Source organism: Leucobacter muris (assembly GCF_004028235.1).
Lineage (GTDB): Bacteria > Actinomycetota > Actinomycetes > Actinomycetales > Microbacteriaceae > Leucobacter > Leucobacter muris.
Map to the genome: position 1 here is coordinate 2800793 of NZ_CP035037.1, position 15632 is coordinate 2816424.

The window sequence follows — 15632 nt, forward strand, 5'->3', positions numbered from 1 at the left end:
GCCCACGTACCTGTGCCCGACGCTGACGGGGACCCCGTCAGGGACTACAGCAGCGGACACTGCACACTTCTCACTCGGCGAGCACGCTTCACCATCCCGAAGGGTCACCCATGGCGCGGGCGCCGACGCAGCGAGTACGAGGAGGGCAAGTGAACCCGATCATCCTCGCAGTCTCCATGCACGACGCCGCCGAGTACGCGAAGCAGCGCGGCTGGCGCCATCACGTCACCGTCACGCCCAGCACGACCTGGGCCGCACGAGGCCGCACCGGCCCCGTCTACGCCACCACCGCAGCCACCGACCACCCTGCCTATGACGAGATGCTCGCAGAAGCTGCACCGTGCGCGGTCACCGTCGACCGCGACCGCGTCGCCTGAACCAGAAGGAACCCACCATGGCCAGCACCCTCGGCACGATCCCTATCAAGCTCCACGCATCCATCTTCAACGGGACACCGTTCGAGATCGGAACCATCGAGATCCCCATCACCGGCGAACTCGTCGCTTCCTACACCAAAGCCGGGCGCATCGTCATCGCAGAAGCACTTGAGCGCGCAGCCGCAGAGCTCCGCGACGAACTCAAGAGCATCACGCACGACCCGCACGCCTGCCCCGAAGGGCGCAGTGCCGCGCAGTGCGTCCTCGACTGCCCACACGCCTGACCCCCTCCCCCCCCTGAAAAATCCAGGACCACCCCTCCGCTGCCACTCTCCCGCTCGGCCGAGGCAGGTATCCCCCCGTGCGTCTTGGGACTGTCTGAATAATGGTGTGTGAGGGTCCGGCCTGATCCGAAAGGAGATGGCCGTGGCTGACACGACCACTGTCGTTGTTGACGACGAGATGATTGATCCCGTGACCGGGGAGATCATCGATCAGAAAGAACTCGCAGAACGCTTGCTCGCGCAGGCGAAGGAGCAGGGCGTGAGCCTGACGGGGCCGGGCGGCCTGCTCAGCCAGCTCACGAAGAACGTCCTCGAGACCGCGCTGAATGCCGAGTTGACCGAGCACCTCGGCCACGAGCACGGCGGGACCCCAATCGGCGAGAACATGCGTAACGGGACGCGGGTCAAGACGGTGCTGACAGAGATCGGCCCCGTCGAGATCGAAGTCCCGCGAGATCGAGACGGGTCGTTCGAGCCGGTGATCGTCCCCAAGCGGAAACGCCGACTGGACGGCATCGATCAGATCGTTCTGTCCCTTTCCGCTCGGGGGTTGACGACCGGTGAGATCGCTGCGCATTTCGACGAGGTCTATGGGGCGAAGGTCTCCAAGGACACGATCAGCCGGATCACCGAGAAGGTCGCCGGGGAACTCGCCGAATGGTCGAGCAGGCCGTTGGATGCGCTCTACCCGGTGATCTTCGTCGACGCGATCGTGGTGAAGGTCCGTGACGGGCAGGTGAGGAACACCCCGTTCTATGTCGTGATGGGCGTCACCGTGAACGGGGAACGCGACATCCTCGGCATCTGGGCCGGTGACGGTCAGGAGGGTGCGAGGTTCTGGCTGCAGGTGTTCACCGAGCTGAAGAACCGGGGTGTCGAGGACGTGCTCATCGCGGTCTGCGACGGGCTGAAGGGTCTCCCGGAGGCGATCAACACCACTTGGGAGCAAACGGTCGTCCAGCAGTGCATCGTCCATCTGATCCGCAACAGCTTCCGCTACGCCGGGCGGCAACACCGCGACGCGATCGTCCGTTCCCTCAAACCCGTCTACACGGCCCCGTCGGAGCAGGCGGCGAAGGATCGGTTCGAGGAGTTCGCCGCCGAGTGGGGCGGACGGTATCCGGCGATCGTGCAGCTCTGGAAGAACAGCTGGGCGGAGTTCGTGCCGTTCCTTGAGTATGACGTCGAGATCCGGCGGGTGATCTGCACGACCAACGCGATCGAGTCAATCAACGCTCGCTATCGGCGCGCCGTGAGAGCTCGGGGGCACTTTCCCAACGAGGCCGCCGCGCTGAAATGTCTCTACCTCGTGACGCGGTCGCTTGACCCGACTGGCGGCGGAAGGGCACGCTGGGTGATGAGGTGGAAGCCCGCGCTGAACGCGTTCGCGATCACCTTCGCCGGACGGTTCGAGAAAACCACTCACGAATGAAAACCGCCGGATCCCACACACCGTTTATCGGACAGACCCTGCGAATTCGCGAGGGGTGCGAATTGAGTTAAGGGGGTGCGATATGGCGCGTCCGAAGGCCCCGTGTGGGACGTACGCGGCGTATCGGCGGCATCTGCGGGAGAAGTCGCCGGTGTGTGATGCGTGTAGGGATGCGAAGCGCGCGAATTCGCGTGAGCGTTCTAACTCGGCTGAGGTTCGGCGGGAGAAGCAGGTCGCTCGCGAAGCCGAGAAGGCACCGGTTGTTGTTGAGCCGGTGCCGACGACGCCTGAGGGGCACGTTTCCCGGCTGGAGACGTTGCGGGAGATGCTCGAGCAGTCGCGTTCGGTGGTTGCCGCGTTGACGACGACCGATCCGACGCGCGCGTACCTCGCGTTGCGGGAGCAGCGGGAGATCCTGCGGGAGATTTCCGAGATTCAGGGCAATGGCCAGTCGACGAAGGGGGTCACCCTTGAAGACCAGCTTGCTGCTGCCAGGGCAGAGCGGGAGCAGCGAGAAGCTGCTCGGGCTGCAGGAGCCTAGCCTCCTCCGTGTCCCAGACCGGGCCGGATCCCGGGTGGGCGAGGCCCTCGACCTCGCTGCGGTCGCCGGCTTGCGGGAGGATCCGTGGCAGGAGCTCACGCTCGACGCGATTCTCTCGATCGATGCCTCAGATCGGTGGGTGTGCACGGAGTTCGGTGTGCTCGTGAGCCGGCAGAACGGCAAGGGCAACATCATCTTGCCGTTCGAGCTCGCGCACCTGTTTCTGTGGCCGAAGGCTGACGGGGAGCCGAAGACGATCCTGCACTCCGCGCACGAGGTGAAGACCGCCATCGAGGCCTTCCGGCGCCTGAAGCGGGTCATCACCTCGTCGCCGCTGCTCATGGGCGAGCTGCTGGGCGGTGAGCGTGGCATCAAGGACAACAACCAGTGGCGCGGCTTCGAGCTCGCGAACGGCAACCGGCTCATCTTCATGGCCAGGTCGCGAAACGCGGGCGTCGGCTTCACCGTCGATGTCCTTGTCGTGGACGAGGCGCAGGAGACCCCGCAGCCCGCTATGGATGCGCTGCTGCCGACCATGTCAGCGGTGGACAACACGCAGGCACTCTTCACCGGCACCGTCCCTGACGAACTGAACAACTCGGAGTACTTCGAAGGAGTGCGCGACCGTGGCCGGGCAGGAACTGACCCGCGCACCGGGTGGGCGGAGTTCAACCCGAAGGGGTCGCACGACCCAGACGTCGCGGCGAAGATCGACATTCGAGATCCTGAGGTGTGGCGGGCCGGGAATCCCGGCCTGGGCTACCGGCCGGGCCTGACTCGGGCGACCATCGAGGATGAGATTTCGCGTCTCGACCCGGAATCGGTGAAGCGGCTGCGGTTCTCGATCTGGCCGAACCGACGCGAAGAGGAAGCGGAGCAGCTCTCCGAGCTCGACATCGCGGTGTGGAAGCGCGTCGCGGGCGACCACCCGGTGAAGGGCGACGGGGGCGTGATCGCGATCGCCGTCGGCCGTGGTGGCGGGTACGCGACGATCTCGAAAGCGATCCGCGTCGACGACGAGCACATCGCGGTCGAGCACCACAAGACCGACCGCAAGGTGCGCTGGGTCGCCGACGACGTGAAAGCACTCAAGGCTGAGCTTGGGAACGCTCTCGTGGTGGTCGACCCGAAGAACGCGGCGATGATCCTTGCGGATCTCGACCGTGTCGGCGTGAAGTACCTGCCGATGAGCATTGACGAGCTCGCCGCCGCGCACTCGATCTTCATCGAGATGTCGAACGACGGCCTCGTGCTGCACCGGGATCAGGCCGAGGTGACGAAGTCGCTCGAGCTCGCGACGACTCGAGCGATCGGCCGCGCCGGCTTCACATGGGAGCCGTCTGACCCGACGAAGCCGATCTCGCACGCCCAGTCCGTGACTTGGGCGGTGTGGGGCGTGATCAAGTCCGAAGCTTCCCCGAAGCGGGAGCCTGAATTGGCCTGGTTTGAGTTCCGACCGGTTTTCCTGTCAACCTGTCGGTGACAGAAGTTCCTCGGCCTCAGTATAGTAGGCCTGCTCGACCTCGATCGGGGTACGCATATCGAGCTCCCCGTGAAGGCGCTCATGGTTCCACCACCACACGTATTCGAGGGTCGCGAGTTCGACCTGCTCAACCGTCCGCCAGGGGCCCTGCTGTCGGATCAGTTCGGTCTTGTAGAGGTTGTTGACCGCCTCAGCCATGGCATTGTCAAAACTGTCGCCGACCGTCCCGGTCGAGGGCACTGCTCCGAGTTCCGCAATGCGATCCGTATAGACCATGGCGGTGTAATTCGACCCGTGATCGGCGTGATGGATCAGGCCATCGAGCCTGCCGCCCGATTGCCACGCAGCCATATCGAGTGCCTGCATCGGCAGAACCTCAGATTTCAGCGTCGCAGCGACATTCCAGCCCACGATTCTGCGCGAGTACACGTCAGTGACGAACGCGACATAGGCGAACCCAGACCAGGTGGCGACGTAGGTCACGTCGCACACCCAGAGCTTGCGCGGCCCGTCAGCGGCGAATCTCCGGTTGACGAGATCGGCAGGCAGTGCCGCCGTTTTGTTAGGGCGTGTGGTGAACACGCGCTTTGATTTCCGTACCCCGCGCACGCCGGCGAGCCGCATCAGACGCTCGGTCTGGTCGCGGCCGATCTTCCACCCCTCACGCTTCAGCAGGGCATGCATCTTCCGGCGCCCGTACACGCCATAGTGCTTCGCGTGGAGCCGCCGGATCTCAGGGAGGAGCAACTCGTCGCGCAGCTGCCTGGCTGAGGCCGACCGGGCTTTCGCGGCCCGGTATCCGCGGGAGGTGAGGAACCCACGAACTGCCGCACGCAGCGTACGACAGAGGAACTCGACCCCGAAACGATCACGGTACTCGTCGATGAATCTGATCATTTCGTTCGTGGCCGGTCGAGTTCCTTCGCGAAAAACACGCTCGCGGCTTTGAGTACCTCGTTGGCCTTACGGAGCTCGCTCACCTCGCGGCGTAACCGCCGGTTCTCCTGGGCCATATCGATCGAGGTGCCAGGCTTCGCGCCGGTATCGATGTCGTAGCGGCGCTGCCACACGCGCAGCGTCTCCGGGCTCACTCCGAGGAGCCCACCGACGTGTCGGCAGGCCGCGGTCAGCGACTCGTGCTCGGGACGGGCTTCGGCGAGCATCCGAAGTGCGCGCTGGCGAAGTTCAGGGTCATATTTGCTTGGCATCGTAGTTCCATCCTTGTATAAAGATCGGAACTCAAACCAGGCCAATTCAATTCTTATTTCCCAGGCCCTACCCCCTCCGCTAAGCACGGCAGAGGGGGTGGGGCCTGTTTCGTTTTTGAAACTCGCCCCCCTCCATCAGAGGTCCGCCGGTCTTCTTAGCTCATAGCTTCCCGAGAGCGACGCCGCTGCATCCACAGCGCGAACGCGACCAGAAGACCAGCACTGCCGGCCCCGAGGAATATCGCAAACGTTCCCATCCCACCAGTGAGCGGCAACTGCGGAACATCCGACTGCGTATTCCTGAAAGACTTTTGGAACGCGGTATAACCACGCACGGTGATCTCACGCGGGGTGTCATCAAGAACATACCCTGCGGGGGCACGCGTCTGTGTCAGAACATAGTCGCCCGCAGTGAGCCCGGAAATCCTGATTTTTCCTAGTTCCGGGTTCACGTCAGAACCACTGCAATTAGCACCGGTCTCTGCGACGCAATCCGTGACTTCGACAGCCGCACCGATCGGCTCGCCGTTCTTATCGACGCGCACCAACGACCACTCCGAACCGGCGAGATACCTGCCCTCGTCTCCTGAGTTCGATAAATACCACGCGAGCGTCGAGGTCTCTACAATGATGCCCGCGGGATCGCAGGGCTCATCGACCTCTGTATCAGTAGGAACCGCACACGCGTTATTGACCAGGGTCCCGCCTGCGGCCTCGTCTCCCAGCTTGATCGAGTAGTCGATCGTGACCGCGTTGTCTTCTCCCGGGAGCAGTTCGGGGATGATCGCCCCAGCTTCGAGGCCGTCCGGCAGCGGGTCCAGTGAGGCGAGAGCGACCCGGTCATCCGTGATTTGCACATCGGTCAGCGTCTCGTCACCGGTGTTGGTTACGACCAGCCGGTAGGGGACGGTGTCACCCGCGTATCGTGTCGGATAGTCGTCCACGTTCTGCGCGTCATGCCAGCCGCCGTCGGAATCTTGCACGTACTTCTTGATCGAGATCGAGTTCACAGCCGCGATCTGGAACCAGCTCGAAGTCCGCATCTTAAGTTGCGTACGCGCTGCACGGGATTCGGCACGATTCACGTAGATGTCTTCGAAAGTGGCACCGGTCGTGGTGATGTCAATCTTGAATTCCTGAGATGCCGCCGCAGGCAGAGAAGGGCCAATGACTCGCACACCAGTCGCGTCGGGCGTGAACGTCGTCGACCAACCCACCGTGTTCCCCGAAGGATCACCCGCTGCACCGTTTGTCGGGTCCGCCGGATCGTCGACCAACGTCGCCGGATCCGCCGTTGTGTAATAGACGGTCGAGCCAGAAACTGCAGTCACCGGTCCGGACAGCTGATAGGTGCCGGAGAAGCTTGTCCCCCGCCCATCACCGTTGTACGGAAGAACATCGATTGTGTCGGTGAAACTCTGTGCCACAGAATCCGCAGAGGTGAGGCGCACAGTCCAGCCGTCCTGCGCGGCACCACTCACATGAGGGACCTGCTGGGCGTCTGCCGTTTTCGTGAGGAAAGTGTAACCCCCGTCGCGCACTCGCGTCGATGCCGTGTCCTCGTCAGTTGCACCAGCCAACACCGCTTTGACACGGGTACTGAACACTTCTCCTGGATCCGCATTCGAGTCCACCGTCGCGCTCAGCAGAATCGTGTAATCCGTATTCGTAGAAACGCTACCGATGCTCCACGACAAGATCTGCCCGCTCACTGACGTCGGGGCGACACTCGCGCTGCCCGGGACGTATGTCAGTCCCGCCGGCAGCACGTCCCTCAGATCGAGATTATCCACCACTATGTCACCCGGCGCTTTAACCCGATACGTGATCGTGAAGTTCACCGTCGCACCGGGCATCGTTATTGACTGGTCAACCGTCTTCTTCACTAGCGGGCGGCCCGTCACAATCCGCAGAACATCGCGACCGCTACCCGCGTAGGCATACCGCGAACCAGGAGTAACGGTGCCCTGCACCGGCACATCACTCGCGTTCGACGTGCGATGGGAGTTAACCCAGGCGTTGGATCCCGTCCGGTAGCTGGTCCAGGTCCAAATGTCTTGCCCGACAGCAACGTTCGGCTTCACCGTCGAGTACGTACGAAGGTACGCAACAGCGTCACGAATGTTCGCCGAGGCTGGGAAAGTGGCGCGGACCGCCTTCACCTTCGACAAATCAGACGGAAGCGTCGCCTGCCACTCTGTCCCCGTGGAACCATCGCACTGGAAACTGTTCGGATCGTAGGCAGAGTTCGAGGGGTTTAGGATCCCCCCAGTGCCCGTCCCCGTGAAGTACTCATATGTAACCCCCGGATACGGGGTCACGACTCCGCCTGAGATCGGACCCGCCGCAGAGCTATTGAACGTCACATACTTTGTATCAAGGATCGTGCAGACCTGCGTCCGCGTCTCGCTACCGGAGGGGGGTCGAACACCGGACTGCGCGAGAACGGGCTGTCCGGCCATGCTGCGGTAAGTGTCCTTCCATAGACGCCCCTGCACGGGGGGAGCCATGTTCCTGAGATCCCATCCTCCGGACCAGGTTCCGCGAACCGACGCCCGCCTATTCTGATTGTTCGCCGGGTCGTCTGAACTAGTTTCAAGCGCGGTCGACGTGTATGTCGGCGCGGTTGACGTGAAAGAGATGGCCGTGCCAGCTACATACGTGAACCGCACAGAAATCAAACCGGAAGCGACCACGTCCCACTCAGCTGGCAACGCAACACCATTCGAGTCCGTGGTTGGGTCAAGCATCTTCGAATAGTCGATCCCGGTCAGCGTCAGACGCATCTGATTCGAACCCAGCTGAACCAACGTACACGTTGCCGGGAATGGCGCGGTCTGGGCTGCATCAAAACCTTTTCCCGAGTACGGGTGCCCCGGAATCTTATAACCCAGAGTCGTGCAGCCATCGACGGATGGCATGACGGATTCGCCACCGGTCGCAGTGAACGTGAGGTCGTAACTCACGGTACCGGGACCCGCATTCGAACCCGGAGCGTGCCTGAGAGACCATGGGAACTTAAGAACATTCTGGTCCCCATCACGTGAATTCAAGGGATTTCCTCCATCGAATTTCATGTCCATCCGGAACGGGGCCACGATGTCCAGCTCCGGCAGCGAGGTCGACACCTCATTTACGCCCAGCTCGCCTACGTTCGCTGAGAGGCCCACTTGAGCACCGGCCACACCTCTCGCCTCGACGCCCGTGAGGAATAGCTCGGCGGTACCGAGATTCCGAGTGCCGAGATTGCACACGAGCCTGGCCCCATCGCCTTGAATCTCAGACGACGGGTCTACCCCGTCCGTAAGACACTCGAACGGTAACTCAGTAAATACAGCGTTTTGCGCCGTGAAAGTTACAACCACGTTCTCCTGCGAATGGTTCTCAGGTGCAGGGTCTGCATCATTAACGTTGTAACGCCAGACAGCGGTGAGTTCAGTACCACGCTGCAGCGGATTCGGAGTACCTGCAGCCCAGCTTCCTTCGAGCCCATAGACGGGGGTGACGGCGTGAGTAGCATCGGTCTTCTGAAGCCCGGCAAAGCTGACTACTGCGGTGCAGGCCAGTACCGCAGCGCACAGTCTCTTCGCTCTGTGGCGGACATTCATCCGAGTTATGAAGTTATCTTTCAAGGTAATTCTTTCGAAGCTCGAGAACTATTACTATGCACGCTTACCTCCTGTAATCCCTAACGGGCGCTTCACGGTGAGGGATGGTTGGGAACTGTCGCCATGCTCCGGAACTGAAGGTGTTGTGGCGTGGACCATGGAGCCTTCGCATGGCCCACACCACAACACCCTGCAACTTAGGCGTCCTGGTTCTGTCGACGTCGGTTCATTAGTACGAACCCCGCAGCAACAGCCACCGCGGCAACACCAGCTGCGATGAGCATGACCTGACCCGCGGCACCCGTCAGCGGCAGCTCGGGCACACCCTGCTGCGTGTTCACGATGTCAACATTGTCCGAGACCGTCGTCTCACCAATCTTCACCGTCACCGCAGTGAACGGGTCAGCCGGCAGCACGTAGCCTGCAGGAGCCGCTACTTCCTTGAGGACATAGCAGCGCTGCTGCGCATCAATGACCGGGTTCACGCTATCGCTCACGAACAGGCCAGGAATCGAGATAATACCAGTCCCCGCGGAAGTGAACTGCGTCTCACCATTGGCAACAACCGGGTCGCCGGCAGCTTCCGCTGCCGAGCAGTCGGCAGCGTACGGGTCAACAGCGTTGTACACCTCGAACACCGCACCATTCAGGCGGCCCTCGTTACCCGAGGTGCCAGCGGCACGCTTCTGCACCTCAAGGCTGCCCCAGTGCGTTTCGACCTCATTCGACAGAACCGGAGGGTTCGTGCTCGGGTCAAAGCCCGGGTTGTTCGGCCGCAGTTCAGCCTCGTTGGTGATCGTACCGTTCCCAAGCGTCGTCACCGTACCCGCGAACACGACCTGGATTTTCTTCCCAGCCTGAGCGTTCGGGCTCTGATTCAGCCAAGCGAGCCCCGCAGCGGTGAAGTTCATCGTGATCTGCTGACCATCAACAGTGAGCGTGTAGTAGCTCGCATCAAGCGGGCTACCGTCCACCGTGACAGTCATATCCGCCGGCGCTACCGGCGTAAGACGACTATCCAGGGTGTCGCGAATCGCGAACCCGGTCCAATCCTCACCAGTGGTCGGGATCGGAACCGTCACAGGGAACTTCACAACCGACCCGAGACCAGTGTCCTGCTGCTCCTCGATCGTCTTCTCGATCGTTCCTTCACCGTTCTTCGGGTAGGCGTGCACGTCGTACACCCAGCCGTTCTCGTGCGGCATCGGAATAGTCACGATGAACGGAGACGCGGAATCGATGATCTGTGCGGGAGCCGACGTCTCGCACACCTGGTACACGCCGATCGGAAGGGCAACGTTCGCTGCACCATTCGCATCAGCAGTCGGCATCGCCTGCCCGGCACCAAGCGTGTACCCGGCAGGTGCCGTGCACCCATCACCGGGCGTAAGGTCTCCCAAGGCGTCCCAATTCGCCGGCACAGACAGGTCAACTGGCTGCCCATCCTTCAGCAGCGGGTACACCGTGAACACCACACCCTCAACGGGATCCGTGAAATCACCCGCAGCAGGAGCCTCACTAATATCACCGTCAGAGCCGTTGACCTGATGCAGGTACTTATGCACCGTCAACGAGCCTTCCCGGCCAAAGCCGATGTTACCGTAGTTCTGCGGCGCAGCAAACGCGGCAGAACTCGCGCCCACCATGGCCGTCATACCGACAGCCCCGACCATCGCGGCAACGCGCCGCATCGTTTTCCGTTCAGCCACCCGAACGTCTCCTTTCGTAGCCGCAGGAGACCCAAAGCCCCTGACGCCATAACACGCCACCAACCGAACTACAGCGTTCATAAATATTACTGAATTGGCCTGGTTTGAGTTCCGACCGGTTTTCCTGTCAACCTGTCGGTGACAGAAGTTCCTCGGCCTCAGTATAGTAGGCCTGCTCGACCTCGATCGGGGTACGCATATCGAGCTCCCCGTGAAGGCGCTCATGGTTCCACCACCACACGTATTCGAGGGTCGCGAGTTCGACCTGCTCAACCGTCCGCCAGGGGCCCTGCTGTCGGATCAGTTCGGTCTTGTAGAGGTTGTTGACCGCCTCAGCCATGGCATTGTCAAAACTGTCGCCGACCGTCCCGGTCGAGGGCACTGCTCCGAGTTCCGCAATGCGATCCGTATAGACCATGGCGGTGTAATTCGACCCGTGATCGGCGTGATGGATCAGGCCATCGAGCCTGCCGCCCGATTGCCACGCAGCCATATCGAGTGCCTGCATCGGCAGAACCTCAGATTTCAGCGTCGCAGCGACATTCCAGCCCACGATTCTGCGCGAGTACACGTCAGTGACGAACGCGACATAGGCGAACCCAGACCAGGTGGCGACGTAGGTCACGTCGCACACCCAGAGCTTGCGCGGCCCGTCAGCGGCGAATCTCCGGTTGACGAGATCGGCAGGCAGTGCCGCCGTTTTGTTAGGGCGTGTGGTGAACACGCGCTTTGATTTCCGTACCCCGCGCACGCCGGCGAGCCGCATCAGACGCTCGGTCTGGTCGCGGCCGATCTTCCACCCCTCACGCTTCAGCAGGGCATGCATCTTCCGGCGCCCGTACACGCCATAGTGCTTCGCGTGGAGCCGCCGGATCTCAGGGAGGAGCAACTCGTCGCGCAGCTGCCTGGCTGAGGCCGACCGGGCTTTCGCGGCCCGGTATCCGCGGGAGGTGAGGAACCCACGAACTGCCGCACGCAGCGTACGACAGAGGAACTCGACCCCGAAACGATCACGGTACTCGTCGATGAATCTGATCATTTCGTTCGTGGCCGGTCGAGTTCCTTCGCGAAAAACACGCTCGCGGCTTTGAGTACCTCGTTGGCCTTACGGAGCTCGCTCACCTCGCGGCGTAACCGCCGGTTCTCCTGGGCCATATCGATCGAGGTGCCAGGCTTCGCGCCGGTATCGATGTCGTAGCGGCGCTGCCACACGCGCAGCGTCTCCGGGCTCACTCCGAGGAGCCCACCGACGTGTCGGCAGGCCGCGGTCAGCGACTCGTGCTCGGGACGGGCTTCGGCGAGCATCCGAAGTGCGCGCTGGCGAAGTTCAGGGTCATATTTGCTTGGCATCGTAGTTCCATCCTTGTATAAAGATCGGAACTCAAACCAGGCCAATTCAATTCTTATTTCCCAGGCCCTACCCCCTCCGCTAAGCACGGCAGAGGGGGTGGGGCCTGTTTCGTTTTTGAAACTCGCCCCCCTCCATCAGAGGTCCGCCGGTCTTCTTAGCTCATAGCTTCCCGAGAGCGACGCCGCTGCATCCACAGCGCGAACGCGACCAGAAGACCAGCACTGCCGGCCCCGAGGAATATCGCAAACGTTCCCATCCCACCAGTGAGCGGCAACTGCGGAACATCCGACTGCGTATTCCTGAAAGACTTTTGGAACGCGGTATAACCACGCACGGTGATCTCACGCGGGGTGTCATCAAGAACATACCCTGCGGGGGCACGCGTCTGTGTCAGAACATAGTCGCCCGCAGTGAGCCCGGAAATCCTGATTTTTCCTAGTTCCGGGTTCACGTCAGAACCACTGCAATTAGCACCGGTCTCTGCGACGCAATCCGTGACTTCGACAGCCGCACCGATCGGCTCGCCGTTCTTATCGACGCGCACCAACGACCACTCCGAACCGGCGAGATACCTGCCCTCGTCTCCTGAGTTCGATAAATACCACGCGAGCGTCGAGGTCTCTACAATGATGCCCGCGGGATCGCAGGGCTCATCGACCTCTGTATCAGTAGGAACCGCACACGCGTTATTGACCAGGGTCCCGCCTGCGGCCTCGTCTCCCAGCTTGATCGAGTAGTCGATCGTGACCGCGTTGTCTTCTCCCGGGAGCAGTTCGGGGATGATCGCCCCAGCTTCGAGGCCGTCCGGCAGCGGGTCCAGTGAGGCGAGAGCGACCCGGTCATCCGTGATTTGCACATCGGTCAGCGTCTCGTCACCGGTGTTGGTTACGACCAGCCGGTAGGGGACGGTGTCACCCGCGTATCGTGTCGGATAGTCGTCCACGTTCTGCGCGTCATGCCAGCCGCCGTCGGAATCTTGCACGTACTTCTTGATCGAGATCGAGTTCACAGCCGCGATCTGGAACCAGCTCGAAGTCCGCATCTTAAGTTGCGTACGCGCTGCACGGGATTCGGCACGATTCACGTAGATGTCTTCGAAAGTGGCACCGGTCGTGGTGATGTCAATCTTGAATTCCTGAGATGCCGCCGCAGGCAGAGAAGGGCCAATGACTCGCACACCAGTCGCGTCGGGCGTGAACGTCGTCGACCAACCCACCGTGTTCCCCGAAGGATCACCCGCTGCACCGTTTGTCGGGTCCGCCGGATCGTCGACCAACGTCGCCGGATCCGCCGTTGTGTAATAGACGGTCGAGCCAGAAACTGCAGTCACCGGTCCGGACAGCTGATAGGTGCCGGAGAAGCTTGTCCCCCGCCCATCACCGTTGTACGGAAGAACATCGATTGTGTCGGTGAAACTCTGTGCCACAGAATCCGCAGAGGTGAGGCGCACAGTCCAGCCGTCCTGCGCGGCACCACTCACATGAGGGACCTGCTGGGCGTCTGCCGTTTTCGTGAGGAAAGTGTAACCCCCGTCGCGCACTCGCGTCGATGCCGTGTCCTCGTCAGTTGCACCAGCCAACACCGCTTTGACACGGGTACTGAACACTTCTCCTGGATCCGCATTCGAGTCCACCGTCGCGCTCAGCAGAATCGTGTAATCCGTATTCGTAGAAACGCTACCGATGCTCCACGACAAGATCTGCCCGCTCACTGACGTCGGGGCGACACTCGCGCTGCCCGGGACGTATGTCAGTCCCGCCGGCAGCACGTCCCTCAGATCGAGATTATCCACCACTATGTCACCCGGCGCTTTAACCCGATACGTGATCGTGAAGTTCACCGTCGCACCGGGCATCGTTATTGACTGGTCAACCGTCTTCTTCACTAGCGGGCGGCCCGTCACAATCCGCAGAACATCGCGACCGCTACCCGCGTAGGCATACCGCGAACCAGGAGTAACGGTGCCCTGCACCGGCACATCACTCGCGTTCGACGTGCGATGGGAGTTAACCCAGGCGTTGGATCCCGTCCGGTAGCTGGTCCAGGTCCAAATGTCTTGCCCGACAGCAACGTTCGGCTTCACCGTCGAGTACGTACGAAGGTACGCAACAGCGTCACGAATGTTCGCCGAGGCTGGGAAAGTGGCGCGGACCGCCTTCACCTTCGACAAATCAGACGGAAGCGTCGCCTGCCACTCTGTCCCCGTGGAACCATCGCACTGGAAACTGTTCGGATCGTAGGCAGAGTTCGAGGGGTTTAGGATCCCCCCAGTGCCCGTCCCCGTGAAGTACTCATATGTAACCCCCGGATACGGGGTCACGACTCCGCCTGAGATCGGACCCGCCGCAGAGCTATTGAACGTCACATACTTTGTATCAAGGATCGTGCAGACCTGCGTCCGCGTCTCGCTACCGGAGGGGGGTCGAACACCGGACTGCGCGAGAACGGGCTGTCCGGCCATGCTGCGGTAAGTGTCCTTCCATAGACGCCCCTGCACGGGGGGAGCCATGTTCCTGAGATCCCATCCTCCGGACCAGGTTCCGCGAACCGACGCCCGCCTATTCTGATTGTTCGCCGGGTCGTCTGAACTAGTTTCAAGCGCGGTCGACGTGTATGTCGGCGCGGTTGACGTGAAAGAGATGGCCGTGCCAGCTACATACGTGAACCGCACAGAAATCAAACCGGAAGCGACCACGTCCCACTCAGCTGGCAACGCAACACCATTCGAGTCCGTGGTTGGGTCAAGCATCTTCGAATAGTCGATCCCGGTCAGCGTCAGACGCATCTGATTCGAACCCAGCTGAACCAACGTACACGTTGCCGGGAATGGCGCGGTCTGGGCTGCATCAAAACCTTTTCCCGAGTACGGGTGCCCCGGAATCTTATAACCCAGAGTCGTGCAGCCATCGACGGATGGCATGACGGATTCGCCACCGGTCGCAGTGAACGTGAGGTCGTAACTCACGGTACCGGGACCCGCATTCGAACCCGGAGCGTGCCTGAGAGACCATGGGAACTTAAGAACATTCTGGTCCCCATCACGTGAATTCAAGGGATTTCCTCCATCGAATTTCATGTCCATCCGGAACGGGGCCACGATGTCCAGCTCCGGCAGCGAGGTCGACACCTCATTTACGCCCAGCTCGCCTACGTTCGCTGAGAGGCCCACTTGAGCACCGGCCACACCTCTCGCCTCGACGCCCGTGAGGAATAGCTCGGCGGTACCGAGATTCCGAGTGCCGAGATTGCACACGAGCCTGGCCCCATCGCCTTGAATCTCAGACGACGGGTCTACCCCGTCCGTAAGACACTCGAACGGTAACTCAGTAAATACAGCGTTTTGCGCCGTGAAAGTTACAACCACGTTCTCCTGCGAATGGTTCTCAGGTGCAGGGTCTGCATCATTAACGTTGTAACGCCAGACAGCGGTGAGTTCAGTACCACGCTGCAGCGGATTCGGAGTACCTGCAGCCCAGCTTCCTTCGAGCCCATAGACGGGGGTGACGGCGTGAGTAGCATCGGTCTTCTGAAGCCCGGCAAAGCTGACTACTGCGGTGCAGGCCAGTACCGCAGCGCACAGTCTCTTCGCTCTGTGGCGGACATTCATCCGAGTTATGAAGTTATCTTTCAAGGTAATTC

General features: G+C 61.4%; 10 protein-coding genes. 5 read left to right on the forward strand and 5 right to left on the reverse strand.

Annotated features, from left to right (window positions below; genetic code table 11):
* Positions 1-149 precede the first annotated feature (149 nt).
* The 5 genes from Leucomu_RS13085 (at position 150) to Leucomu_RS13105 (ending at position 4117) form a co-directional block, all read left to right on the forward strand.
* Positions 150-377: a hypothetical protein gene (locus Leucomu_RS13085; RefSeq protein ID WP_128387493.1), complete on the forward strand. Its 228-nt coding sequence runs from the start codon at positions 150-152 to the stop codon at positions 375-377.
* Between the two features lie 17 nt (positions 378-394).
* Entirely contained in the window at positions 395-661 is a 267-nt protein-coding gene (locus Leucomu_RS13090) for a hypothetical protein (RefSeq protein ID WP_128387494.1), read from the forward strand.
* A gap of 178 nt (positions 662-839) precedes the next feature.
* Complete coding sequence (locus Leucomu_RS13095) at positions 840-2093, forward strand: IS256 family transposase (protein ID WP_228407350.1); 1254 nt, start codon at positions 840-842, stop codon at positions 2091-2093.
* Between the two features lie 82 nt (positions 2094-2175).
* Positions 2176-2634, forward strand: coding sequence for a flagellar biosynthesis protein FlhF (locus Leucomu_RS13100; RefSeq protein WP_128387495.1), 459 nt, complete (start codon positions 2176-2178; stop codon positions 2632-2634).
* Entirely contained in the window at positions 2564-4117 is a 1554-nt protein-coding gene (locus Leucomu_RS13105; RefSeq protein WP_128387496.1) for a hypothetical protein, read from the forward strand. The genes Leucomu_RS13100 and Leucomu_RS13105 overlap by 71 nt, the downstream gene beginning before the upstream one ends.
* Here the strand turns inward: Leucomu_RS13105 and Leucomu_RS13110 are convergent.
* From Leucomu_RS13110 to Leucomu_RS13130, 5 genes are all read right to left on the reverse strand, one after another.
* Positions 4103-5325, reverse strand: a protein-coding gene (locus Leucomu_RS13110) for an IS3 family transposase (RefSeq protein ID WP_128387751.1) whose coding sequence is annotated in 2 segments (ribosomal slippage) — positions 4103-5040 and positions 5040-5325 — 1224 coding nt in all. Because the reading frame shifts where the segments join, the coding sequence is not laid out codon by codon here. The two genes, Leucomu_RS13105 and Leucomu_RS13110, sit on opposite strands and share 15 nt — an antisense overlap.
* A gap of 155 nt (positions 5326-5480) precedes the next feature.
* Positions 5481-8957 (reverse strand): DUF7507 domain-containing protein, encoded by a 3477-nt coding sequence (locus Leucomu_RS13115; protein ID WP_128387212.1) that lies wholly within the window; start codon positions 8955-8957, stop codon positions 5481-5483.
* Positions 8958-9130: 173 nt separating this feature from the next.
* Positions 9131-10642, reverse strand: a complete 1512-nt coding sequence (locus Leucomu_RS13120) for a SpaH/EbpB family LPXTG-anchored major pilin (RefSeq protein ID WP_164884538.1) — start codon at positions 10640-10642, stop codon at positions 9131-9133.
* A gap of 127 nt (positions 10643-10769) precedes the next feature.
* Positions 10770-11992 (reverse strand): IS3 family transposase gene (locus tag Leucomu_RS13125; RefSeq protein ID WP_128387751.1). Its coding sequence is split into 2 segments (ribosomal slippage): positions 10770-11707 and positions 11707-11992, totalling 1224 coding nucleotides; the frame shifts between segments, so codons are not numbered across the junction.
* 155 nt (positions 11993-12147) lie between these two features.
* Positions 12148-15624 carry a DUF7507 domain-containing protein gene (locus tag Leucomu_RS13130; protein ID WP_128387212.1) on the reverse strand — a complete coding sequence of 1159 codons (3477 nt, stop codon included), beginning with the start codon at positions 15622-15624 and terminating at the stop codon, positions 12148-12150.
* Positions 15625-15632 lie beyond the last annotated feature (8 nt).

Excerpts from the sequence above, each read along its gene's own strand:
- Leucomu_RS13090 (WP_128387494.1), top strand. The coding sequence starts at position 395 with ATGGCCAGCACCCTCGGCACGATCCCTATCAAGCTCCACGCATCCATC.
- Leucomu_RS13095 (WP_228407350.1), top strand. The coding sequence starts at position 840 with ATGATTGATCCCGTGACCGGGGAGATCATCGATCAGAAAGAACTCGCA.
- Leucomu_RS13100 (WP_128387495.1), top strand. The coding sequence starts at position 2,176 with ATGGCGCGTCCGAAGGCCCCGTGTGGGACGTACGCGGCGTATCGGCGG.